The following is a 19,810-nucleotide window of genomic DNA, read 5'->3' as shown; positions in this document are numbered from 1 at the left end:
TGCGTGTGTTCTGAGGAATAATTGTGCGTTCATTGTTCTGGCGTATCCTCGCCAGCTTCTGGCTGGCCATCGCTCTGGTTGCAGGGCTTTCCATTCTGCTGGGGCACATGCTCAACCAGGACGCATGGATCCTCAGCCGCCATCCGGGCCTCAACACCCTGGCCGCCGATTGGACGCAGACTTACGAAGCCCAGGGCGAAGACGCCGCACAGGACATCCTCGAACAGCGCAAACGCCAGTACCACATCGACGTTCAAGTGCTGAACGAAAGCGGCGACCCGCTGGTGCGCGGCACCTTCCCCCGGCGTGCGGCCGCCTTCGAGGCGCGGCAGCACAACGATGACCGACGCCTGCCATGGAGGCGTCTGACCGACGAATTCACCAGCGACAAAAGCGGCGACACCTACCTCTTCATCTACCGCATCCCGCACCCGGAACTCGACGCCTGGCACCGCGAAAGCCTGCTCTGGCCGTTGAGTGCGCTGGGCATTGCGTTGGTGGTGCTGACCCTCTTCAGCCTTCTGGTGACGTTTTCCATCACCCGCCCGCTCAGTCGCTTGCGCGGCGCAGTGCACGACCTCGGCCAGACCACCTATCAGCAGAACAGCCTGGCGCAACTGGCCAACCGCCGCGATGAATTCGGCGTGCTGGCCAACGACTTCAACCGCATGGGCGCCCGCCTGCAAAGCCTGATCGGCAGTCAGCGCCAGTTGCTGCGCGACGTATCCCACGAATTGCGCTCACCGCTGGCACGGCTGCGCATCGCCCTGGCACTGGCTGAACGGGCGAGCCCCGAAGAACGGGAAAAACTCTGGCCGCGACTGACCCGCGAATGCGACCGGCTGGAAGCGCTGATCAGTGAAATTCTGGTGCTGGCGCGGGTCGATGCCGACAATGCCAGCGCCGAAGACGTGGATCTGAATGCCTTGCTCGCCACCGTGCAAAAGGACGCGCAACTCGGCTCGCCGGAGCAGACGGTGCGACTGGAAGCCGAGCCGGCGCTCAATCTGACAGGCTGGCCGACCATGATCGAACGCGCCGTGGACAACCTGCTGCGCAATGCCCAGCGCTTCAACCCGGTCGGGCAGGCAATTGAAATGCAGGCGTCACGTCAGGGCGAGCGGATCGTGGTCAGCGTGCGTGATCATGGGCCGGGGGTGCAGGCAGAGCATCTGAGCCAGTTGGGCGAACCGTTTTATCGGGCGCCGGGGCAGACCGCTGCTGGGCATGGCCTGGGACTGGCGATTGCCCGACGGGCGGCGGAGCGGCATGGCGGGACGCTGGTGCTGGCCAATCATCCGCAGGGCGGTTTTGTGGCCAGTCTGGAGTTACCGCTGGAGCCGGGAGCTGTTGTACAGCCCTGATGGAGTCAAGCCTTTGCCGGCCAGGCGCTGACAAACTCCGCCAGATCAACCTTCTCGGCCACCCGCGGTTCTTTCTGCGGCGTGCCGAGGTACAGGAAGGCAATCACCTCTTCGTCATCCGTCAGGCCCAGGCCCTTGGCGACATGTTTCGAGTACGCCAGATCACCGGTACGCCACACCGCGCCAATCCCCTGCGCATAAGCCGCCAACAAAATTCCGTGCGCTGCACAGCCCGCCGCCAGCCGTTGCTCGGCCTTCGGGTATTTGACGTGATCCTGCAACCTGGCGATGACCACGACCACCAGCGGCGCGCGCAGCGGACCGTTGCGCGCCTTGTCGATCATCGCTTCAGTGACTTCGCCTTCCTGCATTTTTGCAGCTTCGGCCAGCAACTCGCCCATCTGCTCACGCGCCGCACCTTCGACGGTCAGGAAGCGATACGGCTGCAAATGGCCGTGATCCGGTGCGCGGGTCGCGGCGGCAAACAGCACTTCGCGCTGTTCGGCGGTAGGGGCCGGATCGATCAGTCGTGGAACGGAAACACGGTTGAGCAAAGCGTCGAGAGCCTGCATCGGCCACCTCCTGAAAAAAATGTCCGGCTATTCTAGCTGCAAGTGATCCAGACGCGTCGGTTTACATGCCTTGCACCGCAGGTAGAATGGCGCCCTTCCCACATCAGCCCGAGCGGACTTCATGGCGTTGCCGACCTTACGGATCATTGGTTTCATCATCGGCATCTTCCTGATCACCCTGGCCATCGCCATGGTCGTGCCGATGGCCACCCTGGTGATTTTCGAGCGCACCGGCGATCTGCCGTCGTTCCTCTGGGCGAGCATGATCACCTTCGTCGCCGGCCTCGCGCTGGTGATTCCGGGGCGTCCGGAACACATCCACCTGCGCCCCCGGGACATGTACCTGCTGACCGTCAGCAGCTGGCTGGTGGTGTGCATTTTCGCCGCACTGCCGTTTTTGCTGACCCAACACATCAGCTACACCGACTCGTTCTTCGAAAGCATGTCCGGCATCACGGCCACCGGGTCGACCGTGCTCAATCATCTGGACGACATGTCCCCCGGCATCCTGATGTGGCGCTCGCTGCTGCACTGGATCGGCGGCATCGGCTTCATCGGCATGGCGGTGGCGATCCTGCCGCTGCTGCGTATCGGTGGCATGCGCCTGTTCCAGACCGAATCCTCGGACCGCTCGGAAAAGGTCATGCCCCGCTCGCATATGGTGGCGCGGCTGATCGTGGCGGCCTATGTCGGCATCACGATTCTCGGCAGCCTGGCGTTCTGGTGGGCCGGGATGAGCCCGTTCGATGCGATCAACCACGCGATGTCGGCAATTTCCACCGGCGGGTTCTCGACTTCCGACCAGTCCCTGGCCAAGTGGACGCAACCGGCGGTGCACTGGGTGGCGGTGGTGGTGATGATCCTCGGCAGCCTGCCGTTCACCCTGTACGTGGCAACGCTGCGCGGCAACCGTCGGGCGCTGATCAAGGATCAACAGGTGCAGGGTTTGCTCGGCATGTTGCTGGTGACCTGGCTGGTGCTCGGCACCTGGTACTGGTGGACCACCAACCTGCATTGGCTGGACGCGCTGCGCCATGTGGCGCTGAACGTGACGTCGGTAGTCACTACCACGGGGTTTGCATTGGGGGACTACAGCCTGTGGGGCAATTTCTCGCTGATGCTGTTCTTCTATCTGGGTTTCGTCGGTGGCTGTTCCGGATCGACGGCGGGTGGGATCAAGATCTTCCGCTTTCAGGTCGCCTACATCCTGCTCAAGGCCAACCTTAACCAGCTGATTCACCCACGGGCGGTGATCAAGCAGAAGTACAACGGTCACCGCCTCGACGAAGAAATCGTCCGTTCGATTCTGACCTTTTCGTTCTTCTTCGCCATCACTATCTGCGTGATCGCCCTGCTGCTGTCGCTATTGGGCGTGGACTGGATGACTGCGTTGACCGGCGCCGCCAGCACCGTGTCCGGCGTCGGTCCCGGCCTGGGCGAGACCATTGGCCCGGCCGGCAACTTCGCCAGTCTGCCGGATGCGGCCAAATGGATTCTGTCGTTCGGCATGCTGCTCGGCCGATTGGAGATCATTACGGTGTTTGTACTGTGTATTCCGGCGTTCTGGCGTCACTGATCGCGTTCGGCGCTTCCAGCAACCGCGCCCGGTAATCGCCGGGCGTGGTGTCGAACCAGCGACGGAAGGCGCGGAAGAAGTTGCTCGGATCGGCAAACCCCAGCAGATAGGCAATCTCCAGCAAGGTCATGCTCGGCTGCGCCAGGTATTGCTCGGCGAGTTCGCGGCGGGTGTCGTCGAGCAACTGCTGAAAACTGGTGCCCTCCTCCTGCAAGCGCCGTTGCAAGGTTCGCTGCGACAGATGCAGGGTTTGCGCCACCGTATCGCGCTTGGGCTCGCCCTGGGGCAGCAAACGACACAGGACCTGGCGTGCTTTGTGAGTCACGCGACTTTCCGAAAACCGCGCCAGATATTCCCCGGCAAACCGGTCGTGCAACAGCGCCATCGCTTCGTTGGCGGTGGGCAGTGGCGCTTCCATGTCGGCCCGTTCGAAGATCAGCGCGTCGTACGGCGCGTTGAACACCAGCGGTGCATGAAAGGCTTGTTTGTAGGGTTCAAGATCATCCGGCTCGTCGCCCTGCACCAGCACTTTGCGCGGGTGCAGCATGCGCCCGGTCAGCCAGCCGCACAGCGCCAGCGCGCAGGCCAGCGAGGCTTCGGCACTTTGCCGGGTCGGCGGCAGGTGATCGCCATGCACCGTCAGAATCAGCGCATAACCTTCGTCGAGCAGGCGAAAACTCAGGTCGGCACTTTCGGCGATGATTCGCTGATAACGCACCAGTCGCTGAAAACCTTCGGCCAGCGTATTACTGGACATCAGCGCATAACCCGCGACATGGAACGAAGCCGGCCGCACCACTTTGCCCATGTTCAGGCCGATGGCCGGATTGCCGGACAGCTCGACCGCCCGTTGCCAGAGTCGGGTCATGGAATCCTGTGGGAAGCGTGCATCCGGATCATCCAGCGCCGCGTAATCGAGCCCTAGCTGTTTGAACAGAACCCGGCAATCCAGGCCGTCCATTTCCAGTGCTTTGACAATCCCCATTGCCCAGCTTGCAGAAGTCGTTCGTTCGCTCATGGCGTTTTTTCTTGGATGACATGATGAGCCGCATTCTACGGCGGATTTTCCAAGGATAGTAAAGTGGCGCCGATTGTCACTGGCCGACGCCATTGATCACTCTAGACTCAAATAAGCTACCCGCCGAACAACTTGCAATCAGAACAACAACCACAGAGATCGCAGTCGTGGAAACCATCAGGCATTTCAACAGCTTCGCCGAGTTCTATCCGTATTACCTCAGCGAGCACAACAACAGCACCTGCCGTCGCCTGCATTTCATCGGTACGACGCTGGTGATCTTCATTCTTGCCCTGACCATCGCCAAGGGCGCCTGGCTGCTGTTGCTTGCGTTACCGCTGGCGGGCTACAGCTTTGCCTGGGTCGGCCATTTCTTTTTCGAGAAAAACCGCCCGGCCACCTTCCAGCACCCGTTCTACAGCCTGCTCGGCGACTTCGTCATGTACCGCGACATGATCCTGGGCCGCGTGCCGTTCTAGAAATTCCGACCAAGAGGATTGCCGATGAATGCCACTGCCCGTTTCACCCACATGAAGGACGGTACACAGGACGACTGGGCGATCATTGCGGCGGACTTCAGCGCCTACGCCCGCCAATTACCGGGCCGGATCATGGCCCACCTGAAACTGCTGGAAGGCGATTTCGGCGGTTTTCCGGTGGATCGCCTGACCCACTCGCTGCAAACCGCAACCCGCGCCTTTCGCGACGGGCGCGACGAGGAATACGTGGTCTGCGCCCTGCTCCATGACATCGGCGATACCCTCGGCTCCTACAATCACCCGGACATCGCCGCCGCCATCCTCAAGCCGTTCGTCAGCGCCGAAAACCTGTGGATGGTGGAAAAGCACGGGATCTTCCAGGGCTACTACTTTTTCCATCACCTTGGCATGGATCGGCACCTGCGCGAGCAATTCAGCGACCATCCGCAGTTTCTGGCGACCGCAGAGTTCTGCGCCAGATACGACGCGGCGGCGTTCGACCCCGAGTACGACACCTTGCCGTTGAACTTCTTCGAACCGATGGTGGAAAGGCTGTTCGCCCAGCCGAAAAACTCGATCTATAAAGCGGCGATGGAAGAGCACACCCCCGCATAAAGACAATCCCGATCCATTGTGGGAGCGAGCTTGCTCGCGACTGCGGAGTGTCAGTCAATACTGCTTTGTCTGATGTACTGCATTCGCGAGCAAGCTCGCTCCCACAGGGGCCATCGCTCAGGCCAGCTCGGCAACCTTCGCCGCTTTCAATTCCGCTTCCCGCGCCTGCGCATCCGCCAGGCGATACAACTCGATCGTACCGTCCCAGTGCTCGATCAGCGCCGTGCAGGACTCCACCCAATCGCCACAGTTGAGGTAATCCACCTCGCCGACCTTGCGGATCTCGGCGTGATGGATGTGCCCGCAGACCACCCCGTGCAGCTCACGCTTCACGCATTCGTGGGCGATGGCTTCCTCGAAGTCACTGATGAAGCTGACCGCAGTCTTCACCTTGTGCTTGAGATAAGCCGACAGCGACCAGTAGCCGTAACCGTATTTCGCCCGCCAGTGATTGAGCCAGCGGTTGAGGGTCAGGGTGAATTCGTAGGCCGAATCGCCGAGAAACGCGAGCCAGCGGTGATAGCGGGTGATCACGTCGAACTGGTCGCCGTGAATCACCAGCAGATGCCGGCCATCAGCCGTGACGTGCACCGCCTCGTCGACCAACTGGATATTGCCCAGAATCAGTTTTGAATAGCGGCGCAGGAATTCGTCGTGGTTACCGGTGACGTAAATCACCTCGGTGCCGCGTTTGCTCATGGTCAGCAAACGGCGGATCACATTGGTGTGCGCCTGCGGCCAGTACATGCCACCGCGCAGCTTCCAGCCGTCGATGATGTCACCCACCAGGTAGATCTTGTCGGCGTGATAGCCCTTGAGAAATTGCGACAGATGCTCGGCCTGGCAATCCCGCGTGCCCAGGTGCACGTCAGAGATCCACAGGGTGCGAACCCGTTGTTTACGGCTGGGTCTGGCGAGCTCGGCGCTGGTCATGGGCAACCCTCTGCGATGTTTTCGCCACTGTGCGCGCGCCCGGTTAATCGACCATGACAAGCATGCGTCAGTCGTGTGACAAACGCGCCGCCCCTGTGCCGGTGTAGACTGGCGGCTCGCCCGGAGACCACCATGCAACCGATCCTGACCCTGCGCCATTACAGCCACGACCTGATCGCCCACAGCCACAACCACGCGCAACTGGTGTTCGGCCTGTCCGGCGCGCTGGATTTCGAAGTCGCAGGGCGTGGCAGTCAGGTAATGCAGCAGAGCTTCGTGGTGATCCCCGCCGGTGCGCATCACGCGTGCGGCAGCCCCAAGGGCAGCCGCTGTCTGGTACTGGATGTGCCCGACGAACAATGGCTGACACGCTCACTGGGCGATCACGCCGATGCCAGCCGCCGACTGCTGGACAACGCCGCCCGTTTGTCGCTGGATGCGGGGCAAGGTCAATTGGTCAACTGGCTGGCGAACAGCCCGGTGGACGATCCGTTGATTGCGCAACAGGGCGCGGTGTTGCTGCTGGCAAGCCTGAACCACGTGCCACCCACCGAGATCACCGCGCGCCGCCTGCCCTTTGCGGCACTCGATGCGCACATCGAGCAGTACGCGGCTTATCCGCTGCAAGTCGCGGATCTGGCGCGCGTCGCCGGGTTATCCAGCGCCCGGCTGCATGCGCGGTTCGTCGCCGAATGCGGGCAAACACCGATGGACTACATTCGCAGCCGACGCCTGCACAAAGCCGTCGCGCTGTTGCGCAACACCACGCTGCCCGTCGGTGAAGTGGCCTGCCGAGTCGGCTACAACTCGCAAAGTGCGTTTTCGGCCGCCGTCCTGCGTGAATTTGGTATCTCTCCTACACAATTGCGGCGCGAGGCTGACGACAAAAGTCGATAGCCTGCCGACAGACTTTCCCGTCGGGACACGCTTCAATGTGTGCCTGTAATGGTGTTTGAAAAAGGACTGCAATGACTCCCCGTACCGCCCTGGGCGCCCTGCATATCGGCGCACTGATGTTCGGCCTGACCGGCGTCTTCGGCAAACTCGCAGCCGCAACGCCCGCGGTCATCGTGTTCGGACGCGCCGCGTTCGCCGTGCTGGCCCTGGCCTTTTTCGCCCGTTTCGCCCAACAGGGCGGCTGGCAGAAATTGCAGGCCGTCGACTGGCGACGACTGGCCCTGAGCGGCGTGCTGCTGGCCGGCCATTGGGTAAGTTTCTTCATTGCGGTCAAGGTCGCGGGCGTCGCCATCGCGACCCTGGGTTTCGCCAGTTTCCCGGCCTTCACGGTGATCCTCGAAGGGCTGATCTTCCGCGAGCGCATCCGCGCCAATGAAATCATTCTGGTGGCGCTGGTCAGTGTCGGGCTGGTGCTGGTGACGCCGGCATTCGATCTGGCCAGCGGCGCGACTACCGGCCTGCTCTGGGCAATCCTGTCCGGCCTGCTGTTTTCCCTGCTGTCCCTGACCAACCGCGCCAGCTCCGGACGTATCCCGGCGGTGCAGGCGGCGTTGTGTCAGAACGTGGTGGTGGCGCTGTGTCTGCTGCCGGTCGCGGCGCCGCAACTGAGCCAAGTGCGCGCCATCGACTGGGTGTGGATCGGTCTGCTCGGGGTGTTCTGCACCGGCGTTGCCCACAGCCTGTTTGTCGCCAGCCTCGCGGTAATCAAGGCCCGCACGGCCGCGGTGGTGTTCGCCATGGAGCCGGTGTACGGAATTACCGTGGCCTGGCTGCTGTTCGATGAAAATCCGACCCTGCGCATGTTGATCGGCGGCGCGTTGATCATCGTTGCCATCGTGGTGTCGAGCCGGATGTCAGGCAGCAACGACAAGAAAACCGTCGCGGCCGAGGCGACCTCTCACTGAGTACGATCGTTGTGGCCCAAGTCGCGATCAGGGTCGATCTGGTCGCGCACCCGCTGCTTGAGCACCTTGGCCTCCGGGAAACCGCCGTCGGCCTTGCGTTCCCAGATCTGCACGTCGTTGCAGGTAATGTTGAATATCCCGCCGGTGCCCGGCACCAGCGACACTTTGCCGAGATCATCGCCAAAGGTGCTGAGCAGTTCTTGCGCCAGCCACGCGGCGCGCAACAGCCACTGGCATTGCGTGCAATAGGTGATGACGATTTCCGGTTTTGTGTCGGTCATGCGCTGAAACTCCTGAGCCAGAGGGGCGCCGCTATAATAGCCGGCTTTATCGCTCGCCCCGAGACTCACGATGCGTCGTCTTCTGATCTGCCTGCTGCTTGGTTTCCTTCCCCTGTTCGTTCATGCCAGTGAGGCAACACGCCCGAAAGTCGGCCTGGTGCTGTCCGGCGGCGCGGCCCGTGGCCTGGCGCACATCGGTGTGCTCAAGGCCCTGGAAGAACAAGGCATCAAGATCGATGCGATTGCCGGCACCAGCATGGGCGCGGTGGTCGGCGGCCTGTACGCCTCGGGCTACAAGATCGACGAACTGGAAAAACTCGCCCTGACCATCGACTGGCAGCAGGCACTGTCCGACGCCCCGCCCCGGGAAGACGTACCGTTCAGGCGCAAGCAGGATGACCGCGACTTTCTGGTGAAACAGAAACTGAGCTTTCGCGACGACGGCAGCCTCGGCCTGCCATTGGGCGTGATTCAGGGCCAGAACCTTGCGCTACTGCTGGAAAGCCTCTTGGCCCACACCAGCGACACCCGGGATTTCGACAAGCTGCCGATCCCGTTCCGCGCCGTGACCACCGACATCGCCAACGGCGAAAAAGTGGTGTTCCGCAAAGGTCACCTGCCCCAGGTGATCCGCGCCAGCATGTCGATCCCGGCGGTGTTCGCCCCGGTCGAACTCAACGGCCGCCTGCTGGTGGATGGCGGCATGACCGACAACATCCCCCTCGATGTGGCCCGGGAAATGGGCGTCGACGTGGCTATCGTGGTCGACATCGGTACCCCGCTGCGCAACCGCAAGCAACTGGTGACCGTGGTCGATGTGCTGAACCAGTCGATCACCCTGATGACCCGGCGCAACTCCGAAGAGCAACTGGCGACCCTGCATCCCGATGACGTGCTGATCCAGCCGCCGCTGGCCAGTTTCGGCGCCACCGACTTCGGTCGGGGCCAGGAGATGATCGACGCCGGCTACCGCGCGACCAAGGCTCTGGACGTACGCCTCGCCCGCCTCAAACCCGTGCAGTCGCAGGACGCCGAACTCAATGCCGCCCGCGCGCCGGGCCAGCGCACGCCGATCATTACCGCAATCAAGGTCGAGAACGACTCGAAAGTCGGCGACGACGTGATCCGCTACTACATCCGCCAGCACATCGGCGAGCCGCTGGACCTGGGTCGTCTGCAAACCGACATGGGCACGCTGTATGGCCTCGACTACTTCGAGCAGGTGCAATACCGCGTGGTCCACAAGGGCGCGGATCACACGCTGGTGATCAGCGCGCGGGGCAAACGTACCGGCACCGATTACCTGCGGGTCGGCCTCAATCTGTCGGATGACATGCGCGGCGACAGCGCCTTCAACCTCGGCGCCAGTTACCGAATGAACGGCATCAACCGCCTCGGCGCGGAATGGCTGACCCGGGCACAAATCGGCGATAAACAAGAGTTGTACAGCGAGTTCTATCAGCCGCTGGATGTGGGCTCTCGCTATTTCGTGGCGCCTTATGCGTCGTTCGCCGCGCAAAACGTCGACTCGGTTCTGGACAACGATCCGATCGCCCAGTATCGCGTCGAGCGCTACGGCTTCGGCCTCAACGTTGGCCGGCAGATCGGCAACAGCGGCGAAGTGCGCTTCGGCGTCGGCGAGGCCTGGGGCAAGGCGGATGTGCGGATCGGCGATCAGGATCTGCCGAGCGAAAACTTCAACGAAGGGTTCTATGCGCTGAAGTACTCGTTCGACTCGCTGGACAACGTCTACTACCCCCACGAAGGCGAAGACATCGGCCTGACGCTGGTGCAGTTCGAACCGAGCCTGGGTTCCGACACACGCTACCGGCAGTGGGAGTTCAAACTGGACAAGGCCATGAGCAGCGGCCCGGATACGCTGATCCTGGGCGGTCGTTACGGTCGCACGCTGGACGATGCCAACGTGGTGACCTCCAGTTTCCTGCTCGGCGGCGCCCGGCAATTGTCGGGTTTCCGCGAGGATGCGATCTCCGGGCAAAACGTCAGTCTGATGCGCGCGGTGTATTACCGCCGCCTTACCCCGCGCTCATACCTGCCGCTGGACTTCCCGTTGTACGCCGGTGCGTCACTGGAACGGGGCCGGGCGTGGAACAACGACAATGAATTCGACAGCGGCTACATCAACGCCGCCAGCGTGTTCATCGGTTTCGATACGCCGCTGGGGCCGCTGAATTTCAGCTATGGCCTGAACGATGCGGATGAGCAGGCGGTGTACCTGAACCTCGGGCAGACGTTCTGACCGTCGTCAGCGAATCCCGGCCAACAGCGTGCGCGCCGTTTGCTTGAGAGGTTCGTCAGCCTCTTTGAGCAGTTCGTTGAGCAAGGCAATGGCGCTATCGATATCGCCGTCATCGATGCAGGTCTGGGCCTGTTCGAGTTTGCCGGCGTTCTCGGCGTCCGAGGGTTCGGGTTCCGGGGCTTGCAGTTCCAGTGGCTCCAGGGAGAGCGCTGGGCCGGGATCGCCAAACTCGTTGAGAAAGTCCTCGTCCAGCGGCTGCGTTTCTGGTTCGACGATCCATTCCAGTTCAGCGGTTTCGGCATCGTCGGGCAGGGTTTCCGGCAGTTCGAAATCCTGTGGCAATACCTGCAGATCGGAGCCCAGCGTCGATGGAGCCTGCTCAGGTTCGGCGCTGGCCGGGCGAGTTTCCTCAAGATCCCAACTGGAGGCCATCGAGAGCTGGTCCAGATTCAGTTCGAAATTGTCTTCGACTACCGGTTCGACAGACCCGGAGGATTCGATCGGCAGCTCGGCAATCACCGGGGCCGCCGCCACCAAAGGTGCGGCGCTGACCAGTTTCGGGTAGCGGGCGCGAATCTCCTGCAAGCGCTGATCCTCGACCCCGAGCTGACGCAGACGGGCTTCCTGCTCGTCATAGGCCGGCGAGTCGCCTTGCCGCCCCAGCACTTCGAGCAACTGCACGCCGAGGTCAATGCGCTCCGGCTCCCGCTGCAATGCATCACGCAATAAACCGGCAGCCTCGCTCAAGCGACCGTAGGCCAGATAAATGCCGACCGCTTCCAGCACATCGCCGTTGGCGTGGTCTTCGCGATGTTCGACCGCACTGTGCACGGCACTCGGCTGCATTGGTTCGGTGTCGTCGACCGGGAGTTCGTTTCGTACCGGCAGGAACGGCAACGGCGCAGCAGTCCCTTGCGCCTGCTGGCGTTGCCGGCGCACGTACAGCCCTGCCACCGATAATCCCAGGACCAGCAACAATCCGCCGAGCAGCGGCCAGTTGAGTAAATCCTCCTGAGACTCGACCGGGGCAATGACCGGCGCCGGCACAGGCGCCACGGGTGTTGCGGGTGCCGGTGGTGCCTGTTGCACTTCAATCAGACGGGCCTGCAGCTCGCCGAGCTGTTTCTTGCCGTCAGCGATCAGCACTGCCTGGGCCTGAAGCTTCACGTTCAATTCATCGATGGTTTTTTGCAGTTGCTGGTTCTGCACAAGGCTCGCCGCCAATTGCTCGGCCTGCACGTCGGCGACCGGGGCCGGTGGCTGCAAGGGTGCAACAGGTTTGGCCGGCGTCGTTGCGGAGGGAGCCTCGGGGGTCGGGAATTCCGACGATTGCGCACGCGCAGTCGGCTCGTCGGTGGCCGGGACTATTCCCGGTGAGCCCGGCGGGTCGATCAGCACGGTGTATTCGCGCAGCAGGTGCCCATTGGGCTGATCGAGTTGCACCAGGAAATTCAGAAAGGGTTCATTGACCGGTTTACTGGAGGTCACCCGGATCATGTTGCGATTGCCGCGCAGAATCGGGGTGAACTTGAGGTCATTGAGAAAGAACACGCGTTCGATACCGGCGCGGCCAAACTCGTCCGCCGAGGCCAGACGGATCGCCAGATCGCTTTCGCTGACGGCCCCGACATCCACCAGGGCGATGTCAGCCTTGAGTGGTTGATTGAGGGCCGAATGCACGGTGATGTCACCGAGCCCCAACGCCAATGATGCGGTGGACCAGGTGAGAACACCGGCCACCAACAGTGAGTTGGTACAACGCAGTACCACGTGCCGACTTCCGAGCATGAGCATCCCTTAAATAAGCAAAACCGACTTCTATGCGTTCGCACATCCGGTACGAACACGATATTGCCCAGTAGTTCTTATAGTCCGCCCAGCGCGATCTCTCAAAAAAACGGCACGCGGTTATGCCTCAAGACTTTTCCAGGTTGGCCAGAATGTGCCCGTGAACCCGCATGCACACCTTCATGTCGGCCTCATCGATACCCTCGAACAATTCCTTGCGCAGTTGCGTGGCGATGGTTTCAATCTGTTCGATCAGCGGCAGGGCCGGTGAGCACAACACGATTTTCTTTGCCCGACGGTCTTCCATTACAGACTGGCGTTGCACCAGTCCCTGGCTTTCCAGGCTGTCGAGCAGACGGGCCAGGGTCGGCCCTTCGACGCCGACGCTTTGCGCCAGCTCACGTTGGGTCGGCGCCTCTTCGAAACGCGCCAGATGCAGCAGCACCAGCCAGCGCGCCTGGGACAAACCCAGGCCGGCCAGCCGGCGATCCAGTTCGGCACGCCAGCCTCGGGACATCTGGGCCAATTGCATGCCAAAACGGTGTTGATCGGTTAACGGCATAAAACACTCATGATTAGACTGAACAAATAGAGAAAAACTAATTATTAGTCAGCTAAGCATGACATTTGCCTATAGGCAAGAGGCGCCCCGTACTGAATCGTTACAACCGCATGAGGGTTGGCACAAACGCCCTCTTACATTTCAAACTCCGATTGCAGCGCAGCCCGCACGCAGTACAGCACGCCTTCCGGTACACGACCGGCAAACAGCTCGGCCACTTCGGCGACGGACGGCAGTTCGCCTTCGCCGTCCAGGAATGCGTCCTGGACTTCACCCATCAGGTCTTCCGGCAAATCCAGCGCCTGTTCCAGCGACAACTGCTGCTTGCCGATGGCTTCGGCGAGCATGGCGTAGACGTTTTTTTCCGAGCACTGCAACTGACCGGAAATCTGCAACGGTGTCATGCCGGCGCGGGCCAGAGTGATCAGTTCGTGGCGCACGTCGGCCACGACTTTCGGTGCCTCGGCCTCGCCGCCGAGCACTTCGAGGAAAGCTTCGCCGTAACGCTCCAGCTTGCGCGCACCGACGCCGCTGACCCGGGCCATGTCGGCCAGCGAGGTCGGCTGGCTGCGGAGCATTTCCAGCAGGGTCGAGTCGGGGAAGATGACGTACGGCGGCACGCCGTGTTCTTCCGCCAGTTTGCGCCGCAGGGCACGCAACGCTTCCCACTGTTCGCGCTCTTCGCCACGCACGAGCTGGCTGGCCTGGCTCTTGCTGCCGCTCTTGGCGGTGATTTGTGGCTTGAGGTCGCGGCGCAGCTCCAGGCTCACTTCGCCCTTGAGCAGCGGCCGGCAGGTGTCGCTCAAACGCAGCCCGCCGTAGCCTTCATGATCGACGTCCGCCAGGCCACGGGCGACCAATTGGCGGAACAGCGAACGCCATTCGCTCTCCCCCAGCGCCTTGCCCACGCCGAACACAGACAGGTGCTGATGGCCGAAGCTGCGAACCTTTTCGTTGTCTTTGCCCAGCAGCACGTCAACCAGATGGCCGACGCCGTAACGCTGCCCGGTGCGGTAGATCGCCGACAGCGCCTGACGCGCAGGCTCGGTGGCGTCCCAGGTCTGCACGCCGTCGATGCAGTTGTCGCAGTGGCCACATGGCTCGGGCATGTCTTCGTCGAAATACGCCAGCAGTGCCTGACGGCGGCAGCGGGTTTCTTCGCAGAGCGAGAGCATGGCGTCGAGCTTGTGCTGCTCCAGACGCTTATGGCGTTCGTCGCCCTCGGAGTTCTGCAGCATCTGCTTGAGCATCACCACGTCTTGCAGACCGTAGGCCATCCACGCGTCCGCCGGCAGACCGTCACGGCCTCCGCGCCCGGTTTCCTGGTAATAGGCTTCAAGGGATTTAGGCAGATCAAGGTGAGCGACGAAGCGCACGTTAGGCTTGTCGATACCCATGCCGAACGCCACGGTGGCGACCATGATCAAGCCTTCCTCGTTGAGGAAGCGCTTCTGGTGATAGGCGCGCAGATCGTTGGGCAGACCGGCGTGGTACGGCAGCGCCGGGAAGCCCTGCTCGGTGAGAAACGCGGCCACCTCTTCGACCTTCTTGCGCGACAGGCAGTAGACGATGCCGGCATCGCTGCGCCGCTCGGCGAGGAACGCCAGCAACTGCTTGCGCGGCTGCTCCTTGGGCACGATGCGGTAGAAGATGTTCGGCCGGTCGAAGCTCGACAGGAAACGCTCGGCGTTCTGCAAATGCAGACGGGTGACGATTTCTTCCCGGGTACGCTTGTCGGCGGTGGCAGTCAGGGCGATGCGCGGCACGTCGGGGAACATTTCCGCCAGTTGCCCCAGTTGCAGGTATTCCGGGCGGAAGTCGTGGCCCCATTGCGACACGCAGTGCGCTTCGTCGATAGCGAACAGGGCGATGTTCAAGCCTTGCAGAAATGACAGCATCCGCGGCTGCACCAGACGCTCCGGCGCCAGATAGAGCATTTTCACTTCGCCACGCTTGATCCGGTTGGCGAGGTCGCGCTGTTGTTCAGCGCTTAATGTGGAGTTCAACGCGGCGGCGGCCACGCCCAGCTCTTCGAGGGTGGCGACCTGATCGTCCATCAGCGCGATCAGCGGCGACACCACCACCGCCAGGCCGTCGCGCAGCAGCGCCGGCACCTGGAAGCACAGCGACTTGCCGCCGCCGGTCGGCATCAGGACAAGGGCATCACCACCACTGGCCACGCGCTCAATGATTGCACCCTGACGGCCACGGAAACTGTCGTAGCCGAAGATGTCCTTGAGGACGCGTTGAGCCTGTTCGAGCATAAAAACTCCAAAAATCCACCGAAACATCCCTGCACAGGCTGGTTCAAGACAGCCGAGGCTGCTTTAAACAAAACGTAAGGGCGCATTGCATGACGCCGTACGGATTCAGCCGCGACACCGGCAGGGATCGCAAAGCGCGGCAGTATACCCGAGCCCTCCCCGGCAAAGGGCACCGCCGATAAGAAGCTTGTGCGGGCAAATCTGCCGTGCGGCTGGCTTGAGGGCTCAAGAAGGCCTAGAATTCCCGCATTGTTTATTCCCCCAAGGTAGCCCTTTAATGTCCTTCGCCGAGCAACTAACCCGCCTGCAAGTCTTCCTCGACGCCGACGAGCTGCATGAAGAGGCGCTGGACTACGTGGCCGCTCACGGTTACCTGACCGCGCTGTCGATCTGCGCCGACGTGGTGCCGGACCGTGAGTGGATCGACGCCCTGTTCGCCGAAGAGCCGCATTACAGCAGCGAAGCCCAGCGTGAAGAGATCGAAGCCACGCTGATCGGCCTGAAAGCTCACATCGCCCGCCAACTGGCGTCGGATGAAGAATTCGAGCTGCCATGCGAACTGGACCTGGGCGACGAGCCGGACGATTCCGAACTGCGCGGCTGGTGCATCGGCTTCATGGAAGGCGTGTTCCTGCGCGAAGCGGCCTGGTTCGAAACCGCCGAGGAAGAAGTCAGCGAAATGCTCCTGCCGATCATGGTCGGTTCGGGCCTGTTCGACGAACAGCCCGAGTTCGAAGATATCGCCAGGGACGCCAACCTGATGGACGACATGATCGTGCAGATTCCAGAAGCCCTGACCGCGCTGTACCTGCTGTGCCAGGCACCTGACGAAAAACCGGCGATCCTCAAGCCACGTCACCACTAAGATCCGGCCTATGGACAACCCCATAGGCAAGCGCTCCCTGATGTTGCGCTACATCCTGCTGGCCACCGGCTGGCTCAGCGTGGCATTGGGGGTGATCGGGATATTCCTGCCTGTTCTCCCCACGACTCCCTTCCTGCTGCTGGCAGCCGCCTGCTTCGCCCGCAGTTCTCCGCGTTTCTATCAATGGCTGGTCGAGCATCCCCGGCTCGGGCCGTGGATCCGCGATTACCTCAATGGCAATGGCATACCGCTCAAGGGCAAGGTCTACGCGATCGGGCTGATGTGGGCGAGCATTCTGTTCTCATGCTACCTGGTGCCGCTGCCGTGGGCGCGCGGGTTCATGTTGACCAGTGCGGTGCTGGTGACGGTCTACATTCTGCGACAGAAAACCCTGCACAAACGCTGAGCACTCAGCGACCGCTGGTCTAAAAAACCTGCGCACCTGTCAGATCTGACAGTACCTCTCCCTCCTCCCCTCAGGTTCAATAAAAACCGTCTGCGATCCCATTGCGTGCTCGTTCAGGAGTTTCGTCATGCCCACCAAAAGCCTGCTTCTGTTTCCCGATCTCAATCAGCCCGTCACAAGGGCGCTTCGGCCCATGCAGATCAGCGGCGCAGTCGCGCCGGTCGTGGATGCCGATGGCGGGATCAATATTGCAGTGGTCGAGGAAAGCGCCAACGGCGTGCTGTGCGTAATTGTGGCGTACCTCGACATGCTGGAGGGTGATAAAAATGTCGTTTACTGGGATGACGTTCCGGTGCTCACCCGAATGGTTGAAGCGGGGGAAAAAGACAAGCACCTGTTCTTTTATCTGCCCAAAGCGCTGTTCTCTCCCGGTCTGCATGAATGCTTTTATGAGTTGACCCGGTTTGGCGAAACCGCGCCGGACGATCCCTCTGTGTTGTCACTGTTTCGGATCAAACTCACCAGCCCCGGTGGCCGAGACAGGGAACCCCATCTACCCGACGGGCACTCCGAACTGCACATCGCGCAACTGCCGCAGGAAATCATCGATCAGGGAGTGATCGACGCCGAGTGGGCGAAAAAAGGCGTTCCGCTGACTGTTCGTGCCTACCCGGAAATCACACTGCGAGACACGATTCTGATGCGCTGGGGCAGCCATACCCTGGCGCCGCACCTTGTTACACAAGCTCAGGCAGAGGGCAAGGACCCCATCGTGATCGTCGCCAAACAGGAAGACATTCTGGCCGGTGGCGACAGCCCGACGCTGGAAATCAAGTACGACCCTCACGATGAAGTATGGAACTGGTCTTCCCGGCACTCCAAACGCACTCGGATTGCCGTCGACGCCGGCGCCTGGCGGCTGCAAGCCCCGATCATCAAGGAATCGGTTAATGGGATCATCACCATCATCAACTTGAATAAGGAGAACGTCACGGTCCAGGTCCCTATCGCGGGCTCAGATTTCGCGCTGAAAGATTCAATTGAAATGACCTGGATCGGCACCCCTTTTACTGGCAAGCCGTTGATTCACACCGAAACCAAACTGGTGGAAAGCATCCCGAGTGTCTTGCCATTCGAGGTGCCGTACGCGCAAGTCCGCGCCATCGCCATGGGCCGGGCTGATGCCTCCTACGTGCTGACGAAAGCGGACGGAAGTCCGCCGCTATCCTCCAAACGCGAATTTGCCGACGTGGTGGGTGACGTTTCAATGCCGGACGCACCGACGATTCTCGAGTTGCTGGGTGACATACTCGAGCCGCACAGGCCTTACGCCACGGTGCGAATCGGGTACGCAGCCATTGCCAATGGCGATCTGGTCGCCGGTCACTGGATAGGTGAAAAGTCCAACGGTCAGCCCTATGTCCATGAGTTCACTCATGCCGTCAGTGACAACGAGGCAAAAGAAGGCTTTTTCACTGTTGACGTCGGCGCAGAGCACATCAACGTGCTCGACAACGGCCGTCTCGATCTTTGGTATACCGTGTCCAATGACAAACCGGAGTTCTACGGCATCAGTGATTCAGAGCATCTGTTGGTCAGGGTACAAGGCGTCACCGCGACACTGCGCAGGCCCGAGGTGGAGGAAGCCGGCAAAAATCCAGATGTGCTCGACCCATCCAAAGTCTTCGATGTCGTCCACATATTCATCGAAAATCCGCCGACGCAAAAAGACGACATCGTGACCTGGTATTGGCAAGCGACCCATCCGTTCGGCAGCATCAGCGACTGGGTGCCCATTACGGCGCTGAGCGCCGGTAACCCGCTGCGTTTTCGAGTGCCTGCAGAGTACGTCACGCGCAATATCGGGCAGTACGTCAAGGTGCGATATGTGCTGCTGCGCCCCTCCACTCAGCGTTACGAACATTCTGCAACGCTCGATTTGTTAATTGGTGAATTGGTTGGCGAACTTCTCCCGCCCAAGGTGATTCAGGCCCTTGATGACATTTTGAATCCGAAGGACGGCCTCAACGGCGTCGATGTACGCGTCAGTTACGAAACCATGAAGCCCGGTCTGGATATCATCAACCTCAATTGGATCGGCACACCGGGTGCTGGCACCTCGACTGATCTTGAATTGCCGGGGGATGTCAGTGGAACCGTCACCTTTCGTATTCCCGGCTCGGTTATCGGCGCCAACATCGAACGACGAGTGGACGTTGGTTATAGCGTGACACGCTCTGGCTTAACCACTCCCTCGGACTCATTGGACTTGTATGTTTCCAACTTCAAGGATCCTGAAAACGACTGGCCCCGTCCGCAAGTCCCTTTGGCAACAAACAATGTTCTTGATCTGATGACGTTCAGCGGCGATGCAAGCGCTCTTGTATTGAAATGGCCGTTCATTGCGCTCAAGCAACGCGTCTGGTTCAGGCTGGAAGGCAAGACAGCAGCGGGCAGCGACTACGTCATCAGGATGCTCGATGGCGTCGAGATCACTCCGGCGCAGGTGAGCAGCGGGCTGAATGAAGTCCTGCGTCGAAGCGAGTTAATGAAGCTGGGACATTCCACACCGGCAAACGTGATTTGCAAAGTCTCGTTTGATGGCACCAATCAGGAAGTCAATGCGATTGAGTTCCCGAAATTATCGCTGACGATCAGAACCCGGTACGACTGGCTGACGCCGAAGATCACCCATGTGACTGACGCCAATGGGGAGGTTACAGAGGGCGGCGAAACCTTCTTTGAGCAGGTCACCATCAAAGGCACCGCGACCCGGGATGAGAAGGTCGAGATTTTCGATGGCTCCACCTCGCACGGCAATGTTGACGTTGGGGTTGATGGCATCTGGAGCAAGACCCTGCTCAACCTCCAGATCAAGGATTATCACATTACAGCTCACGCTCTATATGCAGCGGACCCGGTTTCCAGCCTGATACGGGCCTTTACGGTGAAGGCGGCGGTGCCA

The 19,810-nt window shown here is 61.1% G+C and carries 17 protein-coding genes; 10 read left to right on the top strand and 7 right to left on the bottom strand.

Annotation, left to right across the window (positions count from 1 at the left end; genetic code table 11):
• Positions 1-23 precede the first annotated feature (23 nt).
• Entirely contained in the window at positions 24-1,364 is a 1,341-nt protein-coding gene (locus tag AC1MDC_RS19530; protein WP_085699551.1) for a sensor histidine kinase, read from the top strand.
• 5 nt (positions 1,365-1,369) lie between these two features.
• On the opposite strand, the gene AC1MDC_RS19525 is transcribed toward AC1MDC_RS19530, so the two are convergent.
• Positions 1,370-1,936: a nitroreductase family protein gene (locus AC1MDC_RS19525; RefSeq protein WP_085699553.1), complete on the bottom strand. Its 567-nt coding sequence runs from the start codon at positions 1,934-1,936 to the stop codon at positions 1,370-1,372.
• A gap of 121 nt (positions 1,937-2,057) precedes the next feature.
• On the opposite strand from AC1MDC_RS19525, the gene AC1MDC_RS19520 reads away from it, so the two are divergent.
• Positions 2,058-3,512, top strand: coding sequence for a TrkH family potassium uptake protein (locus AC1MDC_RS19520; protein ID WP_085699555.1), 1,455 nt, complete (start codon positions 2,058-2,060; stop codon positions 3,510-3,512).
• Here AC1MDC_RS19520 and AC1MDC_RS19515 read toward each other — a convergent pair.
• Positions 3,469-4,530 (bottom strand): AraC family transcriptional regulator, encoded by a 1,062-nt coding sequence (locus tag AC1MDC_RS19515; RefSeq protein ID WP_218191829.1) that lies wholly within the window; start codon positions 4,528-4,530, stop codon positions 3,469-3,471. The genes AC1MDC_RS19520 and AC1MDC_RS19515 overlap by 44 nt on opposite strands.
• Positions 4,531-4,697: 167 nt before the next feature.
• Between AC1MDC_RS19515 and AC1MDC_RS19510 the strand changes: the two genes are divergently transcribed.
• Together AC1MDC_RS19510 and AC1MDC_RS19505 are read left to right on the top strand one after the other, a co-directional pair.
• Entirely contained in the window at positions 4,698-5,009 is a 312-nt protein-coding gene (locus AC1MDC_RS19510; RefSeq protein WP_085699559.1) for an Mpo1-like protein, read from the top strand.
• Positions 5,010-5,033: 24 nt separating this feature from the next.
• Positions 5,034-5,624, top strand: coding sequence for an HD domain-containing protein (locus tag AC1MDC_RS19505; protein WP_480393518.1), 591 nt, complete (start codon positions 5,034-5,036; stop codon positions 5,622-5,624).
• A 117-nt stretch (positions 5,625-5,741) separates the two neighbouring features.
• On the opposite strand, the gene AC1MDC_RS19500 is transcribed toward AC1MDC_RS19505, so the two are convergent.
• Positions 5,742-6,557, bottom strand: coding sequence for a UDP-2,3-diacylglucosamine diphosphatase (locus tag AC1MDC_RS19500; RefSeq protein WP_007958385.1), 816 nt, complete (start codon positions 6,555-6,557; stop codon positions 5,742-5,744).
• Positions 6,558-6,689: 132 nt separating this feature from the next.
• Here AC1MDC_RS19500 and AC1MDC_RS19495 point away from each other — a divergent pair, with 132 nt between their 5' ends.
• Both AC1MDC_RS19495 and AC1MDC_RS19490 read left to right on the top strand, forming a co-directional pair.
• Positions 6,690-7,454, top strand: a complete 765-nt coding sequence (locus AC1MDC_RS19495) for a helix-turn-helix transcriptional regulator (protein WP_085699563.1) — start codon at positions 6,690-6,692, stop codon at positions 7,452-7,454.
• A 71-nt stretch (positions 7,455-7,525) separates the two neighbouring features.
• On the top strand, positions 7,526-8,419 hold the full coding sequence (locus AC1MDC_RS19490) for a DMT family transporter (protein WP_480393517.1): 894 nt from the start codon (positions 7,526-7,528) through the stop codon (positions 8,417-8,419).
• On the opposite strand, the gene AC1MDC_RS19485 is transcribed toward AC1MDC_RS19490, so the two are convergent.
• A complete protein-coding gene (locus tag AC1MDC_RS19485) occupies positions 8,413-8,700 on the bottom strand; it encodes an Rdx family protein (RefSeq protein WP_085703317.1) in 288 nt (95 codons plus the stop codon). The genes AC1MDC_RS19490 and AC1MDC_RS19485 overlap by 7 nt on opposite strands.
• A gap of 70 nt (positions 8,701-8,770) precedes the next feature.
• On the opposite strand from AC1MDC_RS19485, the gene AC1MDC_RS19480 reads away from it, so the two are divergent.
• Positions 8,771-10,960 (top strand): patatin-like phospholipase family protein, encoded by a 2,190-nt coding sequence (locus AC1MDC_RS19480; protein ID WP_480393516.1) that lies wholly within the window; start codon positions 8,771-8,773, stop codon positions 10,958-10,960.
• Positions 10,961-10,966: 6 nt separating this feature from the next.
• On the opposite strand, the gene AC1MDC_RS19475 is transcribed toward AC1MDC_RS19480, so the two are convergent.
• The 3 genes from AC1MDC_RS19475 to recQ all read right to left on the bottom strand — a co-directional run bounded on the left by AC1MDC_RS19475 (position 10,967) and on the right by recQ (position 15,574).
• Positions 10,967-12,748, bottom strand: coding sequence for a motility hub landmark protein FimV (locus tag AC1MDC_RS19475; RefSeq protein WP_480393515.1), 1,782 nt, complete (start codon positions 12,746-12,748; stop codon positions 10,967-10,969).
• Positions 12,749-12,875: 127 nt separating this feature from the next.
• Complete coding sequence (locus tag AC1MDC_RS19470; protein ID WP_085683049.1) at positions 12,876-13,310, bottom strand: MarR family transcriptional regulator; 435 nt, start codon at positions 13,308-13,310, stop codon at positions 12,876-12,878.
• Between the two features lie 134 nt (positions 13,311-13,444).
• Positions 13,445-15,574 carry a DNA helicase RecQ gene (gene recQ / locus AC1MDC_RS19465; RefSeq protein WP_085703315.1) on the bottom strand — a complete coding sequence of 710 codons (2,130 nt, stop codon included), beginning with the start codon at positions 15,572-15,574 and terminating at the stop codon, positions 13,445-13,447.
• Between the two features lie 277 nt (positions 15,575-15,851).
• On the opposite strand from recQ, the gene AC1MDC_RS19460 reads away from it, so the two are divergent.
• The 3 genes from AC1MDC_RS19460 to AC1MDC_RS19450 all read left to right on the top strand — a co-directional run.
• Positions 15,852-16,439: a UPF0149 family protein gene (locus AC1MDC_RS19460; RefSeq protein ID WP_085699577.1), complete on the top strand. Its 588-nt coding sequence runs from the start codon at positions 15,852-15,854 to the stop codon at positions 16,437-16,439.
• Between the two features lie 10 nt (positions 16,440-16,449).
• Positions 16,450-16,845: a YbaN family protein gene (locus tag AC1MDC_RS19455; protein ID WP_085699579.1), complete on the top strand. Its 396-nt coding sequence runs from the start codon at positions 16,450-16,452 to the stop codon at positions 16,843-16,845.
• A gap of 127 nt (positions 16,846-16,972) precedes the next feature.
• Positions 16,973-19,810: Ig-like domain repeat protein (locus tag AC1MDC_RS19450; protein ID WP_480393514.1), on the top strand; the 2,838-nt coding region annotated here is incomplete at its 3' end.

The organism is Pseudomonas sp. 1 (genome assembly GCF_056626735.1).
This window is presented reverse-complemented; position numbering and strand designations above follow the sequence as displayed.